The organism is Erythrobacter sp. W302b (assembly GCF_046452395.1).
Classification (GTDB): domain Bacteria; phylum Pseudomonadota; class Alphaproteobacteria; order Sphingomonadales; family Sphingomonadaceae; genus Erythrobacter.
Genome location: NZ_JBKFDH010000001.1, coordinates 2,078,779 through 2,100,354, shown reverse-complemented (window position 1 = coordinate 2,100,354; position 21,576 = coordinate 2,078,779). Strand labels below are relative to the sequence as shown.

At 66.0% G+C, this 21,576-nt stretch carries 19 protein-coding genes; 2 read left to right on the top strand and 17 right to left on the bottom strand.

Annotated features, from left to right (window positions below; translation table 11 throughout):
* Positions 1–5: 5 nt before the first annotated feature.
* Genes ACLBKT_RS10105 through ACLBKT_RS10090 form a run of 4 tightly spaced genes read right to left on the bottom strand, consistent with a single transcriptional unit; the run spans position 6 to position 6,133 of the window.
* Positions 6–893: a metallophosphoesterase gene (locus ACLBKT_RS10105; protein ID WP_410182787.1), complete on the bottom strand. Its 888-nt coding sequence runs from the start codon at positions 891–893 to the stop codon at positions 6–8.
* On the bottom strand, positions 890–2,704 hold the full coding sequence (locus ACLBKT_RS10100; RefSeq protein WP_410182786.1) for a cytochrome c3 family protein: 1,815 nt from the start codon (positions 2,702–2,704) through the stop codon (positions 890–892). The genes ACLBKT_RS10105 and ACLBKT_RS10100 overlap by 4 nt, the downstream gene beginning before the upstream one ends.
* A gap of 13 nt (positions 2,705–2,717) precedes the next feature.
* On the bottom strand, positions 2,718–3,596 hold the full coding sequence (locus ACLBKT_RS10095) for a hypothetical protein (RefSeq protein WP_410182785.1): 879 nt from the start codon (positions 3,594–3,596) through the stop codon (positions 2,718–2,720).
* Positions 3,596–6,133 (bottom strand): cyclic nucleotide-binding domain-containing protein, encoded by a 2,538-nt coding sequence (locus tag ACLBKT_RS10090; RefSeq protein ID WP_410182784.1) that lies wholly within the window; start codon positions 6,131–6,133, stop codon positions 3,596–3,598. The genes ACLBKT_RS10095 and ACLBKT_RS10090 overlap by 1 nt, the downstream gene beginning before the upstream one ends.
* 108 nt (positions 6,134–6,241) lie before the next feature.
* Here ACLBKT_RS10090 and ACLBKT_RS10085 point away from each other — a divergent pair, with 108 nt between their 5' ends.
* Positions 6,242–7,192, top strand: a complete 951-nt coding sequence (locus ACLBKT_RS10085; RefSeq protein ID WP_410182783.1) for a tetratricopeptide repeat protein — start codon at positions 6,242–6,244, stop codon at positions 7,190–7,192.
* A gap of 136 nt (positions 7,193–7,328) precedes the next feature.
* Here ACLBKT_RS10085 and gdhA read toward each other — a convergent pair whose 3' ends face one another.
* The 12 genes from gdhA to ACLBKT_RS10025 all read right to left on the bottom strand — a co-directional run bounded on the left by gdhA (position 7,329) and on the right by ACLBKT_RS10025 (position 19,101).
* Positions 7,329–8,684, bottom strand: coding sequence for an NADP-specific glutamate dehydrogenase (gene gdhA / locus ACLBKT_RS10080; RefSeq protein WP_410182782.1), 1,356 nt, complete (start codon positions 8,682–8,684; stop codon positions 7,329–7,331).
* Between the two features lie 121 nt (positions 8,685–8,805).
* A complete protein-coding gene (hemN, locus tag ACLBKT_RS10075; RefSeq protein WP_410182781.1) occupies positions 8,806–10,116 on the bottom strand; it encodes an oxygen-independent coproporphyrinogen III oxidase in 1,311 nt (436 codons plus the stop codon).
* Positions 10,117–10,180: 64 nt separating this feature from the next.
* Positions 10,181–10,420, bottom strand: coding sequence for a hypothetical protein (locus tag ACLBKT_RS10070; protein ID WP_410182780.1), 240 nt, complete (start codon positions 10,418–10,420; stop codon positions 10,181–10,183).
* On the bottom strand, positions 10,417–10,578 hold the full coding sequence (ccoS, locus tag ACLBKT_RS10065) for a cbb3-type cytochrome oxidase assembly protein CcoS (protein ID WP_410182779.1): 162 nt from the start codon (positions 10,576–10,578) through the stop codon (positions 10,417–10,419). Before ccoS ends, ACLBKT_RS10070 begins: the two co-directional genes overlap by 4 nt.
* A complete protein-coding gene (locus ACLBKT_RS10060) occupies positions 10,575–12,698 on the bottom strand; it encodes a heavy metal translocating P-type ATPase (RefSeq protein ID WP_410182778.1) in 2,124 nt (707 codons plus the stop codon). The genes ccoS and ACLBKT_RS10060 overlap by 4 nt, the downstream gene beginning before the upstream one ends.
* Positions 12,695–13,150: a FixH family protein gene (locus tag ACLBKT_RS10055; protein ID WP_410182777.1), complete on the bottom strand. Its 456-nt coding sequence runs from the start codon at positions 13,148–13,150 to the stop codon at positions 12,695–12,697. The genes ACLBKT_RS10060 and ACLBKT_RS10055 overlap by 4 nt, the downstream gene beginning before the upstream one ends.
* Entirely contained in the window at positions 13,147–14,598 is a 1,452-nt protein-coding gene (gene ccoG, locus ACLBKT_RS10050; protein ID WP_410183676.1) for a cytochrome c oxidase accessory protein CcoG, read from the bottom strand. The genes ACLBKT_RS10055 and ccoG overlap by 4 nt, the downstream gene beginning before the upstream one ends.
* Before the next feature lie 118 nt (positions 14,599–14,716).
* Positions 14,717–15,664: a cytochrome-c oxidase, cbb3-type subunit III gene (ccoP, locus tag ACLBKT_RS10045; RefSeq protein ID WP_410182776.1), complete on the bottom strand. Its 948-nt coding sequence runs from the start codon at positions 15,662–15,664 to the stop codon at positions 14,717–14,719.
* Entirely contained in the window at positions 15,654–15,818 is a 165-nt protein-coding gene (locus ACLBKT_RS10040) for a cbb3-type cytochrome c oxidase subunit 3 (protein ID WP_410182775.1), read from the bottom strand. The genes ccoP and ACLBKT_RS10040 overlap by 11 nt, the downstream gene beginning before the upstream one ends.
* Positions 15,815–16,579, bottom strand: coding sequence for a cytochrome-c oxidase, cbb3-type subunit II (ccoO, locus tag ACLBKT_RS10035; RefSeq protein WP_410182774.1), 765 nt, complete (start codon positions 16,577–16,579; stop codon positions 15,815–15,817). Before ccoO ends, ACLBKT_RS10040 begins: the two co-directional genes overlap by 4 nt.
* 23 nt (positions 16,580–16,602) lie before the next feature.
* Positions 16,603–18,258 carry a cytochrome-c oxidase, cbb3-type subunit I gene (gene ccoN, locus ACLBKT_RS10030; protein ID WP_410182773.1) on the bottom strand — a complete coding sequence of 552 codons (1,656 nt, stop codon included), beginning with the start codon at positions 18,256–18,258 and terminating at the stop codon, positions 16,603–16,605.
* A 66-nt stretch (positions 18,259–18,324) separates the two neighbouring features.
* On the bottom strand, positions 18,325–19,101 hold the full coding sequence (locus tag ACLBKT_RS10025; protein WP_410182772.1) for a Crp/Fnr family transcriptional regulator: 777 nt from the start codon (positions 19,099–19,101) through the stop codon (positions 18,325–18,327).
* 147 nt (positions 19,102–19,248) lie between these two features.
* Here ACLBKT_RS10025 and ACLBKT_RS10020 point away from each other — a divergent pair, with 147 nt between their 5' ends.
* Positions 19,249–19,926, top strand: a complete 678-nt coding sequence (locus ACLBKT_RS10020) for an OmpW/AlkL family protein (RefSeq protein WP_410182771.1) — start codon at positions 19,249–19,251, stop codon at positions 19,924–19,926.
* Between the two features lie 186 nt (positions 19,927–20,112).
* On the opposite strand, the gene ACLBKT_RS10015 is transcribed toward ACLBKT_RS10020, so the two are convergent.
* Complete coding sequence (locus ACLBKT_RS10015; RefSeq protein ID WP_410182770.1) at positions 20,113–21,501, bottom strand: DcaP family trimeric outer membrane transporter; 1,389 nt, start codon at positions 21,499–21,501, stop codon at positions 20,113–20,115.
* Between the last annotated feature and the right edge of the window lie 75 nt (positions 21,502–21,576).

Below are 21,576 nucleotides of genomic sequence, written 5' to 3'. Positions count from 1 at the left end.
AAGAACTACTCCCGTTCCGCGAACATTCCTTCGATCATGGGTTGCAGCCCGACGTGGAAGCGGGCGAGCACCTCCCAGTCGCCGACGCGCTCGTAGTGCGACACCAGCGCCGTCCCGTCCCAGCGGTGGAGCGCATAGGTGGGCGGCTCAGTGGTGATGAGCTCGCGATTGTCGGGCACGTCCTTGTCGATCGGATTGAGATCCATCGCCACCAGCGGCGCGACTGACGGCGTCACGCCGAGCGGAATACCCGCGAACTGTGTGCTGATCTGGCGGTGCAGGTGCCCGCAATGGATCGCCTGCACCTGATGCTGCTCCGCCAGCACATCGCGCAGCCGCATGATCCACGCCTCGTCCGGCGCGGGGTCCATCCAGTCGATCCCGGCGACCACCGGCGGGTGGTGCATGAAGATCAGCGTCGGCTGATCGGGCGCCTCGGCCAGCCGCGCGGCGAGCCAAGCGGCGCGCGCTTCGCAGAAGGCCCCGCCGTGGCGACCGTCCTCCAACGTGTCGAGGCAGATGATCCTGAGGCCGAGCGGGGCTTCGATCACAGAGTGCAGGAACCCGCCCTCAGCCGGCGTGACCTGCGGGAAGGCCCCGAGCAGCCCCTCGCGGCTGTCGTGATTGCCGACCAGCGGGATGATCGGGCAGGGGCAATCCTTCAGCAGCGCCGCTGTCCGCGCGAAGCTCTCGGGATCACCGTGATCGGTGATATCGCCCGAAAGCACCAGCAGATCGGGCCGGTTGGGGCCATCGAGCAGCCGCGCCAAAGTCGCGCGGAAGCGGGTGAGGTTCAACTCCTCGGGCTGTTCGTCAGGGGCAAAGCCGACGTGGATGTCGGTCATCTGCGCGATCAGCACAGCACGCCCGGAGGGAGGGGCCGCCCCGCTCATGGCTGTTGTCTCGCCGTGGCCGCTGCCGCCGCCACCTTCGCCTTACGCGGAGCGGGCGGCGCCCGGTAATGCGGGGCGGGGCCCTTGGATTGCCCCGAGCCCGTCCATTGCCCGGCGGGCAGGTGATAGGCGTGGCACATCGCGCAGTCGCTCGGCACGATCTTTCTGGTTTTCACCGCAGTCGCACCGAGATGACACGCGCGGCAGCTTTTCAGGTCAGGGATCAGGAGATCGCTCGCCACCTTGGAGATGTTCGCCGCGTGGCAATCGGTGCACGTCTCGCGCTTGTGCGCTTCGTGGTTGAAATAGCCGCTGGTAAGGAAGCGGTCGGGCAGGTTGACCGGCATGAGATCGGCCTGCCCGGTCGGGCCGCGGGTCGGCAGATGGCATTCGGTGCAGACCCCGCCCGCGGACAGGGCGTTCGACACGCCGATATAGGCGCGCACCGGGCGGCCGAAATCGGCGCGATAGGGTGAGGCGCTGCCGATCTGGCCGGGCCGCTGGCGCGCAGGGCCGACGCGCGGGCGCGGGCCGGACGAAATCCGGGCGAGATCCTCGGCCAGATCCTTGATATCGCCGTGGCGCAGCTTGCTGAACCCGCCCGCCGCCGTGCGGCCGGAGACCAGACTGTGGCAACCTTCGCAGGAATCCTCCATCTTCACCTCCTTGAACGACATTCGGTCGGCTGTCAGGGTGTGACAATCCTTGCATTCCAGGGGCTTACCATATTGTGTCAGGCTGACCGCCATCCGCGCCGCCCCGCCACGCGCGTTCATGTGGACATCGTGCGGAAAGATCAGGCCGGAGCGTTCGACCGGCCGCGACCCCGGCGCCGCGCGCACCGGCTTGGCCGCGCCGAAGCTGGCGTAATAGGCGGGGCGGAACTGCGGGTGGCCCTTTCCGAAATCATGCGCATTCGTCAGCGCCGTATCGCTCAGCCGGGTGTCGAGCGTCTTGTGGCAGTCCGAACAGAACGCTTCTCCGCCCGCCGCTTGGCGCTTGGGGCCTTCGTGTTCCGAATGGCACGAAACGCAGCCCAGCGGGCCTTCCTTGCCGAAGCCTTCCGCGATCCGCCATTGCAGCGCGTCACCCGGCGATAGCGCAGGCGCACCTTTGGCGAGCCGTCCCATCGGCGCGTGGTCGCCGGTGTCCTTGTGGCAGGAGAGGCAGGTTTCATCCTGCACGCTTTCGAAGGCGGCGGTGTGGCAGCTTTCGCAATTGTCAGCGAGGTCGTGGTGCTTCAGCGACAATTCGCCGCTCGTCCACGCGCTGTCCATCAGCACGGTGCCGGGGGTCTTGCCGGTAGGATCGGGCTTGGCGGGCGCGCGCAGCAGATGGCTGGTGACCGGCAACAGCAGCAGCAACAGCAAAATCGCGCCCGCGAATGCCCAGCTCATCGCGCGCTTGGACGGCAGGACGCTGGCGAGCGCAAAGCCGCGCAGGGCGTCGCCCTTGCCTTCATCGGCCACAACCTGCCGGATCGTGATGATCGTCCGCCCATCCGCCTCGCGTGCCACCGCCAACCGCGCTGCGCCGAGGGCGATCTCTCCCCCGGTGCGCGGGTCGATGGTCCCGTCCATCACCACCCGGCCATCGAGCGCAAAGCCGAGCGTGCCAAGCGCGGCGACCGCCAGTGTTCCATCGCCCTGAACGTCGATCCGCACATGGGTCTGCTCAACCGCCAGATCCGGCAGGTGGATATCGTTCTCGGCCGCCCGGCCGATGGTGAGGCTGTCCTGCTCGACCACCCGGTCACGGATGATCTCGCGCCCCGCAGCGGTGAAATCGATGGTGCGGATCAGGAACGCCACGCCCTCCGCTCCCTCACCAATAGTAGAACACGGAGATCACATGCGCGGTCAGCGCGGCGATCAGGGCGAAGGTGAGCGGGATGTGGACGAACAGCCAGATTTCCAGCAGCGCCCGGATGCGCAAGGCTTCGCGAATCTGCCCCAGTTGTTCGCGGCGCTTTTCCAGCAGGGCGGTAACACGGGTTGCGGCTTCGGAGCCGCCTCCCATGCCCCTCAAGGCCCGCGCCGTGGCGCAGCCGGGATAACTGCCGGTGAGCCGCGCCATCGGCCCGCCGTAGAACACATCCTGCGCCAAGGCTGCGATCACCCAATCGGCTTCGACCCGGCCCAAGGGCTGGGCGGCGCTTTCCAGCTGCCGGTCAATCGCGGTGAGCGCATCGAGCATCTGCGCGCGGGTCATTTCCTTGCGGTTGGCGCTGAGGCTGGCGGGGAGCGTGGCGTAAACCACCACGCCGTAAATCCCGGTCAGGATCACCAGCAGCATCAGCACATAGGCGAGCGTGTGGACGTTCCAGCCGATTTGGAACCCGGTGTGCAGCGTCCCCACCACCACCAGCGACAGGCCAAGATAGACATGCGCAGAGGTCCACGCCTTGAGGCTCCACGCACCCGGATTGATCCGCCGCTTCCTCACGCCCAGCAGTGAAAGCCACAGGATCAGGCCGACCCCGATGGTGCCGAGCGTATAGCCGTACCAGGTGCCGCCATTGGGACGCGGCTCCTGATCGATCAGCGCATAGCCCGCAATGCTCGCCGCGCTGAGCGCCAGCGCGATCCACAGCCAGCGATAGCCGCGATGTTTGAGAAAACTGACATGATCAGAATCGCGCCGCTGTTCGTCTTGCGTGAACCTGCCCGTGCCACCTTTCCCCTGGGCCGCCTTGGACGCCATTATTCGGCGTCCTCGGTCAGCTTGGTAAAGGTCAGGAACTTGTCGGGGCTGACGCGGATCGCCGCGCCGGTTGGGCAGGCGCGCACGCAGGCCGGGCCGCCGTCGATGCCGGAGCACATGTCGCACTTGATCGCCTGCTTCGGCTTGGCCGCGCCCTCCGCCTCGGCGGCCTTCTTGCGCCAGCTATAGGAGGCCTCGCCCGGGCCGGGGCCCTTGCCGAACAGCATCCATTGCAGGAGGCTCGGCTTCCTGGGCGGCTTGGCGTCCATGCGGATCACGCCATAGGGACAGTTGCGCTGACAATTGCCGCAGCCGATGCAGGTCTCGTCGATGAACACCTCGCCATCCGGCCCGCGCTTGATCGCGTTGGGCGGGCAGTCGGCCATGCAGTGCGGGTGTTCGCAGTGGCGGCATGACGTCGGCACGTGCAGGTGGGCGTAGGTGCGCCCCGCCTCACGGTCGAGGCGCGAGAGGCCGTCGTGGCTGTCGGCGCAGGCCTTTTCGCAATTGTCGCAGCCGATGCACAGCTTCTCGTCGATCAGCAGCACGTCGGTCGCCTCGCCGATGCCGTTGTCGACCAGGAACTGCGCGGTCTTGGAATAGAGATCGACCGCGCCCGAAAAGCTGTCCTTCTGCTCTTCGATGAAGGCATTGGTGGCGCGCCGCGCGGCCATGTCGGTCATTGCCCGCTCGCGCAGTCTGGGGTGCTTCGCCAGCAATGCGAGGAAGCCTTCCCCCGGCAGGCGGATCACTTCGGACTTGATCGCGGCCTTGACGGTGGCGGTGCGCGCGCTCCCGTCGATCACCGCCATCTCGCCGAAATAGGAACCGGCGGGGAGGTAGGACAGGAATACCGGTCGGTCGCCGATCTGCTTCTCGACGATCATCGAGCCGCGCCGGACGATGAAGATGTCCTTGTCGTCCGCACCTTCGGTGACGACCACCTCGCCCGCGCGCTTCTCCTCGACCTTGGCGGCTTCGACCAGCGGGGCGACATCTTCGCGGGTCAGGCCCGATCCGAACATCTGAAGCAATTGCCGCTCGATCGAAATGCGCTGAATGGCCGCCTTGGCCGAGGGCACCTGCGATTGCAGCTTGAGCGCGGCGAGGCGCGAGATTTCGACCACGATGGTATCTTCCGCCGCGCGAATCGTCGCGCCCCTGCGGCGACCCGAAATCAGCCCGACTTCGCCGAAGATCGAGCCTGCCGCGATGGGAATGGTAATCGACGGATCGGCGGGGTTCACCTCGACTGCTACCGATCCGCTGGCGATCCCGAACAGCGAGGAGCCCGGGGCATTGCGCTCGAAGATCACCTCGCCCGGCACGAAGAACTTCGCTTCGGAATCGAGCATGAACTCGCGCATCTGAAGCGGATTCATGCCGTTCAGGATCGACACGTTGCTGCGCAGGAATTCCAGCCATTCGTCGGTGCTTCGCTGGCCGGGAAGGCTGGCAAACTTGGCGGCGATGATCGGCTCGTCAGCGGGCTTCAGGTCGGTGTTGCCGTTGATGAACTCGATGACGTCGTGGCCCTGGTTCATGCAGTGCTTGATCAGCGGATAGCCCGCCAGCGCGCCGATCACGAAGATGCCGGGCGCGGTGCTTTCGAACACCGGGGAGAGCTTGGGGAAGGCGCTGCGGTCCTCGCTTGAAAATTCGATGCCGCATTCCTCGACAAAGGCACGCGGCGGGGCCGAGCCGATGCGGGCGATGATGCGGTCGCACGGGATGCGGATGTCCCCGTCGCGGGTGGTCAGCGTGATCCAGCCGGGCTCGATCGCCTTGGTCTCGCTCTCGGTGCGGACCATCAGCTTGCCCGCTTCGTGATCGGCCATCAGTGCGCTGACATTCGCCGGTTTGGCGGTCGGGAATTCGATCCCGCGGTTGAGGATCGAGACGGTGTTCCTCTGCGCCGGGTCTTCAGCGAGGCCGCGCGCGTTCTCGATCCCGGCGTCCCCGGTGCCGACGATGACGATATGTTCGTCGACATACTCCGCCGGATCATCCAGCTGGTATTGCACATGCGGCAGGTCCGCGCCGGGACAGCGCATCCGATTGGGATTGCCCTGCGTGCCGATGGCGAGGACGACGTTCTCCGCCATCACAACCTCGCCATTCGTCAATTCAATGGCATAGGGCGGGGCATGGCGCTGGATTTCCTTGACGTTCTTGGTGCCGTCACGCGCGCGGGTGACGAGTTGCTGGACGCTGCCCGCAATCGCCGCGCCCGTGCCGCGGATCGCCTTAGCCTCAGCGTGGTATTTCACATTGACCTTGTGACCGGCGATCTGCGCGTCCCACAGCCCGAGGATCGCCTCGCGCTTGCCCGCCTCGAAATCGATGTCCGAGCGCAGCACCAGATTGGCAGGCGTCGCCATGACGTGCTTGCCCTTCTGGTATTTGTAGATCGTGTCCGACAGGTGATCGGTCTTTTCGAGCAGCACATGGCTGAGGCCAAGCGCCGCGGCACGCGCGGCTGCGCTCAGTCCGGCAGGGCCAGACCCGATGATCGCGACTGTGTAAACATCGCCCACCTATCCTCCCCCTCGGATAGCGCGCACCCCGCGAGGCACCATACCCAAAACGGCCTCTGACGCCAGTGCGAATTGCCCCGCTGGGCCACCGGTGCTAGCCGCTTTGGCATGGCGTCAGACACACAACAGGCAGCGGGCGGAGCGTCCAAGGCGGGCTGGGTTCTGCTCGGGGCGGCATTGCTGCTGGCGGCAGGCTCGATCGGGTTCAACGTGTACCAGGGATCGGGCGACGGGAACGCGCCTGTGGCTCCGGCAGACGGCACCGCGACCATCGAACAATTGCGCGCTGCGGCCGAGGCATCAAAAGACGATGCGGGGCCGTGGGGTGATCTGGCCTTCGCCTATTTCGGGCAAGGCCAGTATGCCGAAGCCGCCGCCGCCTACCGCCACGCCGTACAGATTGCCCCGGACGAGGCCGTGCTGTGGTCGGCCCTTGGCGAAACGCTGGTGCTGGCGAGCGAGCGCGATCCCCTTCCGGCGGAGGCCTTGGCCGCGTTCCAGAAAGCGGTCGCGCTGGACGCCACCGACCCGCGCGCGCGGTATTTCCTCGCGGCGAAAAAGGATCTCGACAAGGATCACGAAGGCGCGTTGGCTGCGTGGCTCGACCTGCTCGCCGATAGCCCGCAGGGCGCGCCGTGGGAGGCCGATCTGGTGCGGACCATCGAACAGGTCGGCAAGATGAACAGCATCGACGTTGCCGCCCGCATCGCCAAGGCGCAAGCGGCACGCAAGCCTGCGCTGCTGGCACCGGGATCGGGGAGCGTCGCGGGGGAAGCCGCCTCGCCCGCGCTACGCGGCCCGAGTGCGGCGGACGTCGCGGCGGCAGGGGCGATGAAGCCGAGCGAGCAGCGCCAGATGGCCGAAGGCATGGTCGCGCAGCTCGAAGCGCGGCTTCAGCGCGAGCCGAACAACATTGATGGCTGGGTGATGCTGATGCGCAGCCGCATGACGTTGGGCGAGCCTGCCAAGGCCAAGGCGGCGCTGGAGGCGGCGGTGAAGGCCAACCCCGGCGCGGCGGCGGACTTGCGCGCTCAGGCGGCGGGGCTGGGGGTGAATTGACGCACTGACATCCGCTTTCGCGCCGTTCGCCCCAGGCTTTGAATGTCGGCATGGGCGTGGATATTTGCCCTTTCGTCATCCCAGCGAAAGCTGGGACCTAGGGCGGCAGGCACTGCACCATGAGGCGCACGGGGGCCTAAACCACCCCAAACGCCAGCATCGCATCCGCCACCTTCTTGAAGCCCGCGATATTCGCGCCTTTCACATAATCGATATAGCCGCCGCCCTGATCGCCGTAGCGGATGCAGGAGTTGTGGATGCCGGACATGATGTCCTTGAGCATCTGCTGGAGCTCCTCCTCCTTCCACGAGCGGCGTTCGGAGTTCTGGCTCATTTCGAGGCCCGAGACCGCCACGCCGCCCGCGTTGGAAGCCTTGCCGGGGGCATAGAGGATCTTGGCCGCCTTGAAGGTGTGCACGCCGTCAAGGTCGGTCGGCATGTTCGCGCCTTCGCTGACCGCGCGGCAGCCGTTCGCCACCAGCGTCTTGGCGTCCTCGCCCAGCAACTCGTTCTGCGTGGCGCAGGGGAGCGCCACGTCGCAGGGGACGCCCCACGGGGTCTTGCCGGCGTGGAACGTCGCGCGCGGGAAGGCTGCGACATATTCCTCGATCCGCCCGCGGCGGTGGGTCTTGTGGGTCTTCACCCAGTCGATCTTTTCCTGCGTGATGCCGTCGGGATCATGGATGAAGCCGCCGCTGTCGGACAGGGTCAGCACCTTGCCGCCCAGCTGCACGATCTTTTCGGCAGCGTGCGTCGCGACATTGCCCGAACCCGAGATCACCGCCGTCTTGCCTTCCAGCGTCTCGCCCTTCGTCGCTAGCATGTTGGCGAGGAAATAGACCGCGCCGTACCCCGTCGCTTCGGTGCGGATCAGCGAGCCGCCCCATTCCAGACCCTTGCCGGTCAGCACGCCGGTGAAGTTGTTGGTGATGCGCTTGTACTGGCCGAACATGAAGCCGATCTCGCGCCCGCCCACGCCGATGTCGCCTGCGGGCACGTCGATGTCGGCGCCGATGTGGCGATAGAGCTCGGTCATGAAGGACTGGCAGAAGCGCATGATCTCGCGCACGCTCTTGCCCTTGGGGTTGAAGTTCGATCCGCCCTTGCCGCCGCCCATGGGGAGACCGGTCAATGCATTCTTGAAGGTCTGCTCGAAGGCGAGGAACTTCAATACGCTTTCGGTGACAGAGGGGTGGAAGCGGATGCCGCCCTTGTAGGGGCCGATCGCGTTGTTGTTCTGCACGCGCCAGCCCCGCTGGACGCGGATATTGCCAGCATCGTCCTCCCAGCACACGCGGAAGGACACGACACGGTCAGGCTCGGCGATGCGGCGCAGGATCTGCTGGGAGTGATACTCCTCCTTGTCCTGCATGAAGTCAAAGATGTCCTCGGCCACTTCCTGGACCGCCTGGACAAATTCGGGCTGGTGCGGATTGCGCTTCTTCACGCCCTCCATGAAACCATTGAGGTCGACGTGATCGGTCACTGCCATGATGTTTCCCCCCCAGTATTGCTTGTATGCGCGCGATAGAGACTCCGCCTTTCACTATGCGGCAAACTATCAGGGCAAATTGCAATTCATGCAAGGAGCGAGGCGGGCCTTCGTCTGGCGGTCAGATCGCCGAGCTGAAACTCCTTTGATTGGCAGCGCGGTAGCTGTCGAACATGGCGGCGATCACGCGGGCATAGGGCAGCCCGCCGGGCAGAATGGCGAGCCGGTTGCCGTTGAGCCGCGCCAGTCCGGTGGCGGTGAAGGGGCGCAGTCGATCCTGCACCTCGGCCAGCAGGCAGGGCGAAAGCTCCGCCTCGCCCCGGCACAGCAGCGCCTCGATCACGCCGCCGCGCAAGGCATCTTGCGGTTTGCGCACGATCCCGTGGTTCGCCGACAAGCGCCCCTCGCCGGAAAGCTGGCGGTAGCGACCGGTGTGTTTTTCATTCTGGGCGAGCAGCCCCGGAAAGCCGCTGACTGCGCTCGCGCCCAAGCCGATCAGCACATCGGAGGGATCATCGGTGAAGCCCTGGAAATTGCGCCGCAGCCTGCCGCTGCGCACCGCAGCGGCCATCGGATCATGCGGCAGCGCAAAGTGATCGAAGCCGATCGCGTCATAGCCATGCCCGGTCAGCATCGCATGGGCCTGGCTCGCCATCATGAAGCGCGCCGCCGCGCCGGGGAGGGCGTCTTCGGGGATCATCGCCTGACGCGGCACCAGATGCGGGACATGCGCGTAGCCGAACACCGCGACCCGGTCCGCGCCGAGCTTGCGGGTGTATTCAAGGCTGTCTTCAAGGTCGGCCTCGCTCTGGTGCGGCAACCCGTACATCAGATCGAAATTGAGGCTGGTGACCCCCGCCCCCCGCAACAGGTCAACGCTGCGGCCGATCATGGAGAGCGATTGCTCGCGCCCGATCGCCTTCTGGCAATGCGCGGCGAAGGTCTGCACCCCCATGCTGGCGCGGGTGATGCCGACCTCACCCAGCACCGGCGCCCATGCGGGGGTGAGGCTGCGCGGATCGAGTTCAATCGACCATTCCGTGGCAAACAGCGGGAAGTGGGCATGGAGCGCATCCACGAGGCTCAGGAATTCGCCCGGCTCGATCGCGTTGGGGCTGCCGCCACCAAAGGCGATCCGCCGCACCCGCGCGGCTTGCGGGAGCAGGCTGGCGACCGTGGCGATTTCCTGATGCAATGCTGCGAGGTAACCTTCCACCCGCGCCCGCTTGCCTGAAGCGCCGGTGTTGCAACCGCAATAGTAGCAAATCTTCTCGCAGAACGGGATGTGGAGATAGAGCGAGATATCGCCCGACACCTCGGCAATGGCACGCTCGATCTGGCCGTGTTCGAGCGGGCCGAAATCGGCGGCGGTGGGGTAGCTGGTGTAACGCGGCACCGGCGTGGCGAGGAGGTCGGGGTGATAGGTCCACATTTTTGTCGAGCGCTCCTTTGTCGCGGCAGACCACCCGCCCCGCGGTTCGCGTTAGCGAACCCCATCACAAGGCGTCTTTGCGCGAAATCAAATTGCCGGATTTGTCGCGTTCGCGGCAGGTTCCGGCGTGGCAGCCCTTGGGGTGGCAGTTGCGGCTATCGTCCGCGGGCGCATCATTGCCGAGCGGGATGGTGATGGTGCCGCCATTGCACAGGGTCGCGGTGATCACCGTGTGTGTGGCAGGTGCCGGACCGAGCATCACCGGCACCAGCGCTGCGATTGCCATTGGGAGAGCGGCGCTCATGCGTCCTGCTCCAGCGGCTCGTCATCGTCGATCAGGATGCGGTTCGCCGCGCCGTCCATGTCATCATACTGCCCCTCGCGCATCGACCACAGGAAGGCGACGAGGCCGAGCAACCCCATGCCCAGCGCGATGGGGATGAGGAAGGCGAGGCCGGTCATTTGGCGGCTCCGGCGAGGCGCAATGAATTGGCGACCACCACCAGCGAGCTGACCGACATGGCGATGGCGGCGATCAGCGGGGTAACGAGGCCGAACACCGCCAGCGGCACGGCGAGCAGGTTGTAGCCAATCGAAAAGCCGAAATTCTGCCGCACGATCCGCATCGTCGCCTTGGCGACCCGCACCGCGAGCGCGACCGGCATCAGCCCTTCGCCAATGAACACCGCGTCGGCGGCCTGCTGGCTGGCGTCGGATGCGGTGCCCGGCGCGATCGAGGCGTGGGCAGCGGCGAGAGCGGGGCCATCATTGAGCCCGTCCCCCACCATCAGCGGATGGCGGCCCTGGGCTTTGAGGGCTTCCAGGATGGCGAGTTTCGCTTGCGGGGTGGCCTCCGCCTGCGCGGTCAGACCCAAGGCCCGACCCATCGCTTCGACCGGCGCAGCGCGGTCGCCCGAAAGGATGCTGGCGGCAATCCCCTCGGTGCGCAGGGCGGCGAGGGTTGCGACGGCATCGGGCCGCAGGGGATCGGCAAAGGTGATGATCTGCGCGGTGTCCCCGATGCGCAGGGTTGTGGCTAGGGCCTGCGCTTCGCCTTCGGGCTTCTCCAGCGCGACCGCCACGCCCTGCCATGTGCCGGTCAGGCCGATGCCGCTTTCTTCGCGGATGTTGTCGATGGCGGCGGGCTGCACCCCTTCGCGCAAGCATGCAGCGGCGAGGCCGCGGCTCAAGGGATGGCGGCTCGCCTGCGCCAGGCCCAGCGCGACGGCACGCGCCTCGGCATCCAGCGTGCTTACATCGGCGCGCGGTTCGCCCAGCGTCAGCGTGCCGGTCTTGTCGAGCAGTGCGACGTCCACCTCGGCAAGGCGTTCCAGCGCGCTCCCGTCCTTCACCAGCAAGCCCCGGCGCAGCAGCGCGCCGCTTGCCACCACCTGCGCAGCGGGGACGGCGAGGCCCATCGCGCAGGGGCAGGTGATGATCAGCACCGCAATCGCGATGGTGAGCGACTGGTGCAGACCCGCCCCCGCGATCATCCATCCGGCAAAGGCCAGCGCGGCCAAGCTGTGCACCACCGGCGCGTAAAGCCGCGAGGCGCGGTCGGCGATGCGGACATAGTGGCTGCGCGATTGCCCCGCTTCGTCCATCAGCCGCGCGATTTCGGCAATCGCGGTTTCCTCGGCCACACGGGTCAGCGCCACGCGGAGCGGGGCGGCAAGGTTGATTGCGCCCGCGTGCACGGCGCTCCCCGGCCCGACCGGCTCGGGCGCGCTTTCGCCGGTCAGCATGGCATTGTCGATCGCGCTGACGCCGTCGACCACCTCGCCGTCAGCCGCCAACGCCTCGCCCGCGGCGACCAGCACCAGCATGCCGGGTTCCAGATCCCTGGCGGCGATGCGGCGGGTGGTGCCGTCCGGTGCGATCACCGAAGCGCTCTTGCCCATCCGCCCGAGCAGCGCGCCGATCCCGGCGCGCGTCCGGGTGCGCATCTCCGCATCGAGCGCACGGCCTGCCAGCAGGAAGAAAAGCAGCATCACCGCGCTGTCGAAATAGGCATGCGCGCCGCCGGTGATGGTCTCGTAGAGGCTGAGGCAGGTCGCCAGAATCACGCCGATGCTGATCGGTACGTCCATGTTCGTCCGGCGGTGCGACAGCGCCATCCACGCCGAGGCGAAGAACGGGCGGCCCGCATAGGCGATCACCGGCAGGGCGATCAGCGCCGAGAGCCAGTGGAACAACGCCCGCGTCGCCCCGTCCGCGCCCGACCAGACGCTGACCGACAGCAGCATGACATTCATCATGCCGAAGCCCGCAACGCCCAGCGCGCGGTTCAGGCGTTTGCGCTCCTCAACCTCTACGCCCATGGGATTGTCGGCCACCGGCTGCGCTTCGAAGCCCAGCGCCAGCAATGCCGCTGTGAGGGCGTCTTCCCCCAGCGCCGGATCATGGCTGATCGCCACCCGCTTGGCGGAGAAATTCGCCCGCGCGGCGGTGATGCCTGCGACCTTGGGCAATTCGCGCTCGATCTTGCCGATGCACCCGGCGCATTTCATCCCCGGCACGGTGAAGCGGGTCGCCACCAGCGGGCGGGTGTCATCCGGGGTGAGGTGAGCCGGGGCGTTCATCGCAGGTCGCTTTCCCCGGCCCATTCCTGCGCGCCTACGCGGATGCCGATGTGCACCTGCCAGCGGCCTGCGCCCAGCGTCTCGTTGGAAAGCCAGCGGCCCTGGCCCTGCGGCACGAAGGTCAGGCGGGCGGCCTCACGCTCACCCAAGGGACGTTCGGCCTCGGCCGTGATCGCCGCGTTGGCGGGGACGGCGAGGGTTTCGAGCACCACCCGTCCATCCGCGCGGCGCTCCGGGATCGCCTGCCAGCCCAAGGCCTTGGAGGCTTCGGCCTTGTGGATCCAGCCATTGTAGTTCTGGCTGGCGACATAGGAATTGTCGACCACGGTGCCGTGGAAGCTGCCCACCGCAAAGCTCGCCATGACGAGGTTGACCGCGATCACCACGCCGAACCCGCCGATGAAGACTGCGGCCATGTGCTTGCCGGTGAAGGCGCTGGATTTGGGGGTCATTCGTCGTCCTCGGGCGTGGCAGGATCGGGTTGGGCAAAAGTGGTTTCGGCGATGTCCTGCTCGCCCTGTTCGTCGAGCGAGGTCAGGCGGAAGGCGAATTCGAGGCTGTCATCGTCCAATCCCGGTGGCAGCATCACATAGGCGCGCACGATTCTGGTCTCGTTGGCGGGCACGGCGATGACCTGCACCGGCGCGGCGTTTTCCACGCTGACCGCGTCGGTCCACATCACCGCGCCGCGAGGCAGGCCCACCAGCGCCACTTCCATATCGCGCGGGCGGGCTTCCATATTGCGCAGGCGCAGCGTGTAGGCGTTGCGCACCGAGCCGTCCTTCAGCAGCATGTAGGGCGGATTGCGATCAGGCGAGACGGTGAGATCGGTGTGGGTGCGGGTGCCGAGCGCGAACAGCAGCCCTGCGCCAATCGCGCCCCAGACGCCGAAATAGAGAAAGACGCGCGGGCGCAGCAGCGCCTTCCAGGCGGGCGTGGCGGGGGCGCCTGCGGCCTCGGCCTTGCACTGGTCGAGCGTGGCATAGTCGATGAGGCCGCGCGGGCGACCGACCTCGGCCATCACCCGGTCACAGGCGTCGATGCACAGCCCGCAGGTGATGCAGCCGATCTGCTGGCCTTCGCGGATGTCGACTCCGGTGGGGCAGACCGCGACGCACATATTGCAGTCGATACAGTCGCCATACTGGTCGGGGTTCTTCGCCGCCTTCTTGAGGCTGCCGCGCTGTTCGCCGCGCCAGTCCTTGTAGGTGACGATGAGGCTCTTTTCGTCGAGCATCGCGGTCTGGATGCGCGGCCAGGGGCACATGTAGATGCACACCTGTTCGCGCATGAAGCCGCCGAGCCAGAAGGTGGTGCCGGTGAGGATCGCGACGGTCGCATAGGCGACGGGGGCGGCGTTGCCGGTCCAGAAATCCACCGTCAGCGTCGGCGCGTCGGCGAAATACATGATCCACGCGCCGCCGGTCCAGAAGGCGATTGCCGCATAGACCGCCCACTTGGCGGTGCGCCGCGCGATCTTGGACGCGGTCCACGGCGCCTTGTCGAGGCGGATGCGGGCGTTGCGATCTCCGTCGAAGAAGCGGTCGACGTGCTGGAACACATCGGTCCACACCGTCTGCGGGCAGGCATAGCCGCACCACGCCCGGCCGACCGCAGAGGTGACGAGGAACAGGCCGATGCCCGCCATGATGAGCAGGCCCGCGACGAAGTAGAATTCGTGCGGCCAGATCTCGATGTCGAACATGTAGAAGCGGCGGTTGGCCAGATCGACCAGCATCGCCTGATCGGGCGCATAGGGCCCGCGGTCCCAGCGGATCCACGGGGTGACATAGTAGATACCGAGCGTCACCAGCATCATCAGCCACTTGAAGCGGCGAAAGGGGCCGTCGATCCGCTTGTTGTGGACCGTCTTGCCCTTTTCGTAGAGCGCGCTGCCCATGAAGCCCACGTCCTCTGCCACGGAGGCGAGGCGCGGGGTTTCGGCATCGGAGCCGAGCGCCGCGCCCCAGTCGCGCGGGGTTTCCCGCTGCGGGGCGGGACGCTCGGTATCCTTCAGGTCAGCCATCATTCTCGGCCTTGGCAGGGGTCTGGGCGACATCGCCCGTGGGTGCCGCTTCCGGCGCTGCGGGAGCCGCCGGTGCCGCCTGCTGCCCGCCGCCGCGCGAGTGGACGTAGGCCGCCAGCATCTTGATCGTCACCGGATCGAGCCGGTCTTTCCACGCTGGCATCACGCCGTGACGGGGGGCGAGGATCTGCTTGCGCACCGCCGCCTCACTGCCGCCATAGAGCCAGATCGCGTCGTTCAGCGCAGGCGCGCCCATCGCGGGCATCCCGCCACCGGCCGGGCCATGGCAGGCGGCGCAATTGTCGGCGAACAGCTGCGCGCCGACCGGGTTGCCCTTCGCCTTGCCGCTCAGCGAGAGCACGTGCTTCGCCACAGCCGCAGTCTGGCCCGCATCGAGCACACCTGCGAAGGCGGGCATGTAATTCACGCGGGTCTCGTCGGCGTTCTGCCAGCGGATGCCGTGGGTCAGGGTATATTCGATCTCGGTCAGCGTCCCGCCCCAGATCCAGTCATCATCATTGAGGTTGGGATAGCCGAACTGCTGATACCCCGCCGCGCCCGCGCCGTGGCACTGGACGCAATTGACCTTGAACGCCGCCGCCCCGCCGGACACCGCCGCCTGCATCAGCTCGGGCGAGGCAGGAAGCTTTTCGATATCGGTCGCCGCGATCTTTTCGAACACGCCCTGCCGGGCCATGTCGGCGGCGCTCATCTCCTTGGCGAGGTCGCCGCGGCTCGACCAGCCGAGCGTTCCGGCGGTCGCCTTGTCGATCAGCGGCCAGGCCGGATAGAGCACGACATAGACCGCCGCGAAGACGATGGTCGCGTAGAAGGTCCACAGCCACCAGCGCGGCAGCGGGGTGTTGAGCTCCTCGATCCCGTCCCATTCATGGCCGACGGTTTCGGTGCCCGTGGGTTGGTCGATGCGCTTATTTGCCATCTTGGTCATCCTTGAAAATCGAGTGCTTCGCAGCGGCCACGTGGGGACTGGCCCCCGGGCGGAAGTGCCACAGGCACAGCGTCAGATAGAGCGCGACCATCACCGCCAGCCCGTAGCTGTCGGCAAAGTGGCGAAGGGCGGTGTAGAGCGTCATCGGTCCTGCTCCTTCGTCAGCACTTCCTGTGCGGCGGCGCTGTTCACATCCACCAGCGTGCCGAGCATCTGGAGATAGGCGACCAGCGCATCCATCTCGGTCACACGCTTCGGATCACCGTCAAAGTCGCGGATCTGCGCCTTGGGGTAGCGCGCGGCGAGATCGCCCGCATCGGCATCGGGATTGGCCTGCGCCATCAGATCGGTGCTGGCCTGCGCGATGTCGGTATCGGAATACGGCACGCCCACCCGCCGCAGCGCGGTGAGGTTTGCCGCCGGATCAGCGACATGCAACTCGGCTTCGGCAAGGAAGCTGTAATTGGGCATGATGCTTTCCGGCACGACCGAGCGCGGCGCTTTCAGGTGCTGGACGTGCCAGTCATCGGAATACTTGCCGCCGACCCGCGCCAGGTCAGGCCCGGTGCGTTTCGATCCCCACTGGAAGGGGTGATCATACATGCTTTCGGCTGCGAGGCTGTAGTGGCCATAGCGTTCGACCTCGTCCCGGAAGGGGCGGATCATCTGGCTGTGGCAGGTGTAGCAGCCTTCGCGGATGTAGATGTCCCGCCCGGCCTGCTCCAGCGGGGTGTAGGGGCGCATCCCCTCGACCTTCTCGATCGTGTTGTCGATCCAGAACAGGGGCGCGATTTCCACGATCCCGCCGATGGCGACCACCAGCAGCGTGGCGGCGCCCAGCAGGGTGACGTTCTTTTCGAGCTTCTTGTGACCCTCGAAGGGTTCCTTGCGCGTTGTGTCAGTCATTGTTCGCGTTCCTTGGCTCGCGGTCATTCGGCCGGTTCGGCGATAATCGGGCGGTCATTGGCTTCGTCATGCGCGGTGTCGCCCATCGGGGCCTCGGCGCGCTGGTGGCCGGCGATGGTCATGGCGATGTTGTAGGCCATGATGATCGCACCGCTGAGGTACATGAGGCCCCCCACGCCGCGCAGCACATACATCCAGTGGAGCGCCGCGACGGTGTCGACGAAGCTGTTCACCAGGTAACCGTCAGACCCGTATTCGCGCCACATCAGGCCCTGCGTGATCCCGGCGACCCACATCGAGGAGGCGTAGAAAACGATCCCCAGCGTCGCGAGCCAGAAGTGCCAGTTGATCATGCGCAGACTGTAGAGCCGCTCCTTCTGCCACAGGCGCGGCGTGAGGTAGTAGACGCAGGCGAAGGTGATCATCCCGTTCCACCCCAGCGCGCCGGAATGGACGTGGCCGATGGTCCAGTCGGTGTAGTGCGAGAGCGAGTTCACCGCCTTGATCGACAGCATCGGGCCTTCGAAGGTGCTCATTCCGTAGAAGGCGAGCGCCAGCACCATCATGCGGATGATCGGATCGGTGCGGACCTTGTCCCACGCGCCGTTCAGGGTCATCAGCCCGTTGATCATCCCGCCCCAGGACGGCATCCACAGCATCACCGAGAACACCATGCCCAGCGTCTGCGCCCAATCGGGCAGGGCGGTGTAGTGGAGGTGGTGTGGACCTGCCCAGATGTAGAGGAAGATCAGCGACCAGAAGTGGATGATCGACAGGCGGTAGGAGTACACCGGCCGCCCGGCCTGCTTGGGCACGAAGTAGTACATCATGGCGAGGAAGCCCGCGGTGAGGAAGAAGCCCACCGCGTTGTGGCCATACCACCACTGGGTCAGCGCATCCTGCACACCGGCAAAGGCCGAGTAGCTCTTGCCGCCCAGCAGGCTGACCGGCATCGCCAGATTGTTGACCACGTGCAGCATCGCGATGGTCACGATGAAGGCGAGGTAGAACCAGTTGGCCACATAGATATGCGGCTCATGCCGCCGCAGCAGCGTGCCGACGAAGACGGCGAGATAGGCGAGCCACACGATAGTCAGCCACAGGTCGACATACCATTCCGGCTCGGCATATTCCTTGCCCTGGCTGATGCCGAGGAGGTAGCCGGTCGCGGCGAGCACGATGAACAGCTGGTAGCCCCAGAACACGAAGCGGGCCATGCCGGGGAAGGCCAGCGTGGTGCGGCAGGTGCGCTGCACCACGTAGAAGCTGGTTGCCAGCAGGGCGTTGCCGCCAAAGGCGAAGATCACCGCGGAGGTGTGCAGCGGGCGCACCCGGCCGAAGTTCAGGTAGGGCTCGAAATTGAGCTGCGGGAAGGCGAGCTGCGCGGCGATGAACACGCCCGCGAGCAGCCCCGCAATGCCCCAGAACATCGTCGCGATGACGCCCCAGCGGATCACGTCATCATCATAGCGCGATGGGCCGGGAGGCATCTTGAAGATGCTCTGCGCCTTGGCCATCGGATCATAGCTGGTGGCCGTGACCGCGATCAGGATCACGGCGACCAGCGCCACGATGCCCATGTGAATGGCAAAACCGCTATCGGGCGTCAGCGCGATAGCCGCAATCGCTGCGAGCAGGACAAGCGCCCATACCCCCAGCCGCCGAACGACTGTTTCCATGTTGATTTATCCCTTCCGTCGGCCCGGCTTTTACCGGACCCCCGCTGTGCTTGTGTTTGACCGAAATCAAATTTGATGCGTTTTTGCCAAAGCCTCTGGGGCATGGCGCGATTGCCGCCCGGCGAGCCGGGCGAGCGCTGTCACATCGGACAGGCAGACTTTGGAACGACCCTCGGTGGTAACGAGACCGGCCTCGCGCAGTTCGGTGAGCTGGCGGCTGACCGTCTCGATGGTGAGACCCAGACTGTCGCCGATATCGCGGCGGCTCATCGGCAAGGAGAAGGCGCAGGCGCCCGCCGTGCAGCCCGCCAGACGTTCGGCCATGGAGACGAGGAAATCAGCGATCCGCGCTCCGGCGGATTTGTGCCCCATCTGCATCATTCGGGTGCGGCTGCGGTGCAGGGCTTGCAGCGAACGGGTCAGCACCGATCGCAGAACGGCGGGATCGCCTTGGGCCACGTCGAGGAAGCGGTCGGCAGGGAAAATCACCAGATCACTGTCGATGAGCGCCGTCAGCCGTAGATCGCCCCAGGATTCCTCGGCGCTCTGGCGGAGCACCGACACGAGATCGCCTGCGAAATGGAACGCCAGCACTTGCCCGCCCGGCGATCCCGTCACAGCGGGCGCAACCAGTTTCACCGCGCCAGTGGCAATCCACACCAGCCGGTCGCTCTTCGCGTCAGGCCCAAGCTGATCCCCGCGCGCCAGATGCGCCGCCTCACCCAGCGCACAGAGCCGATCAGCCGTCACCGCGTCGCCCGTTCCCGCAGGCAGCGCGGCGCGGAAGGCCGTGAGATAATGCGCCAGCCCGAGGTCGGGCGGTGAAGGGCTGATCGTCGCCATGATGGTGCGGCAATGGCGCACGACAAAGCAAAGGTCTTTGATCCGGATCAATGAGAGCCATGCGGTTCCGGTTCTATCCGGCCCGCACAGGCAGCAAACAACCTGGGCCACGGAGGGTGGCCACTGCTGCCGATGAAGGACGATACCATGAAGACTCTTCTGATGGTTGGCGGCGTGGCTGCAATGCTGGCCGCAACGCCTGCGATGGCGCAGGATGATGACCGCGCTGGCGACATTCAGGTCAAGCTGCTCGCCACGGCGGTTCTGCCCGATGGCAAGATCACGGACATCAACGTCAACGTGCCCGGATTGCCTGCGACCTTGCAGACCAAGGCCAACGACAATGTAACGCCGACCCTCGCAATCGAATATTTCGTGACCAACAACATCTCGATCGAGACGATCGCGGGCATGACGCAGCACGATGTCGATACCGTCGCCGGGCTTCCCGCCGGGGCGGAGCTGGTGTCGAACGCCAAGCTGATCCCGGCGACGGTGACCGCGAAATATCACTTCGATCTGGGCGGGCTGAAGCCCTATGTGGGCGCGGGTCCGGCCTACTTCCTGTGGGTCGCCGATGATCCGGGCGCGGCCACCTTGCCGCTGGGCGTGACCGAAACCAATCTGTCGAACGAGCTGGGCCTTGCGCTGCAAACGGGTTTCGATCTGCCGGTGAATGACAAGGGGCTGGGCATCAGCGTCGATGTGAAGCGCTACTTCATCGACACCACTGCCCGCTGGTTCGTCGGCAACACGCTGGCGATCGAGACCGAACACAAGCTTGATCCGTGGGTGATCAGCGCGGGGCTGTCCTACCGCTTCTGAGACGCGCGCGATCAAGACGAACCCCGCTGGCCGTCACCGGCTGGCGGGGTTTTTGCTGTCCGGGAGCGGGCCTTGCGCGGTCATCGGCGGGTCGTTGCGGGGTCATTGCTACACCTGACCGCAGCCTGAATGCCAAAACGGCGATGTTTCACGTGAAACATCGCCATATTGGTTCGCTGTTGCGGGTCAGAAATTGTAGCGGGTGGAAATCATCAACCGCCGCAGATCGCCCGTTCGGCCATCTTCCAGCGAGCGTTCGGCGTAGAGCAGCTCGATCCCGATATCGAGCGGGTCGACCGGGTTCCAGATCAGGTTGGCAAACCCGTTCCAGCTTTCGTCGGTCACCTGCCGGGTGGTCAGCGTTACCGGGTTGTCCGCCTTGAAAAAAGACCCCGCCACGCTCGACCGCAGGCGGCCACCCCAATGGTGCTGGTAGGCGGCAAAGCCCGACCAGGTGAAGATCGGATCGAGATTGCCGGCCGCATCCAGCGCCGCATCATTGACGATGTTGAGCCCGATATAGCGCCCCAGGCCGTCCCCCGCGGTCGCCATGAAGCGGATGTCGTCCTTCTCGCCCACCTTGATCTTGCCGGACAGGCTGAGGCCGTAAGCCATCGCGCTATCCGTGCCGGTGCCGAAATCATCGTCGGAAATCCGCAGGGTGCGCACAATGCCCGCCGCCGTCAGCGACCCCCACGGCCGGTTGAGATTGTAACGGGCGACGACATCGGGGATCGTGTCGTCTCCCGCCATGATCCGCGCCCCGGTGCGCGTGGTGACGGTGGTTTCGGGCTGTTCGAGCGCGATCTGCCAGCCGTTCTTGCTGTAGCGGATCATCGGCTGGCGATCGAACACGGTGCCCGGCGTCACTCCAATGAAATCGAGACTATCGGGCAGCGCGGCGATGTTCTGGAAGGTCGACCACGCCTGCCCGAACAGCCAATTGTCATAGGTAATGAAGGCCTGCCGCAAGCGCGGGACATAGGAGTTGGTGGTGCGTTCGTCCCCGCCGTCGGTGACGTTGAAATCGAGCTCGATATGCGAATTGAGCGTATGCGCCGTGCCGACATCGGTGGCGGTCTTGAGGATGAAGCGGGTCTGGCGGGCGCTGTAATCGGTGTCATAGCTTGAGGCTGTGCCGCCGACCGGGATCAGCGCCGGAATCAGGAAATCGCGCCCGATGGAATTGTCCGGCAATTGCCCGCCGCTCGTGCGCTGCACCAGCGTATCAAGCTTCACATAGCCCGCATAGGCCACCGTGGTCTTGCCGACGCGGAAGCCCTTGTCCTCCTGCCCCTTGGGCACGGCGATCTGCTGGGCGAGTTCGGCTTGGCGGTCCTTGAGGTCGCGGGTGGCGGCGAGCAGCGCGGCGCTCTGTTCGCGGATCTCCGCTTCCTCGGCCTCGTGCGAGGTCGCCTCGGCATCCAGCCGCGCGATCAGGCCTTCGACCAGCCGCTCCAGCCGATCAAGCCGCGCCTCCGTGCTCTGCGCCTGCGCCAGCACCGGCGACGCGGTCAGCACGCTCGCCGTCAGCAGCAAGGCCCGCAGACTGCGGGCCGCCTTCGCGTGAACCATTCGGACTCTCCCATCCTTTTTCGATCCCGTCGCAGAATGGGCTGATCGGACGGATGCGGACAGCTAGCGGATGGT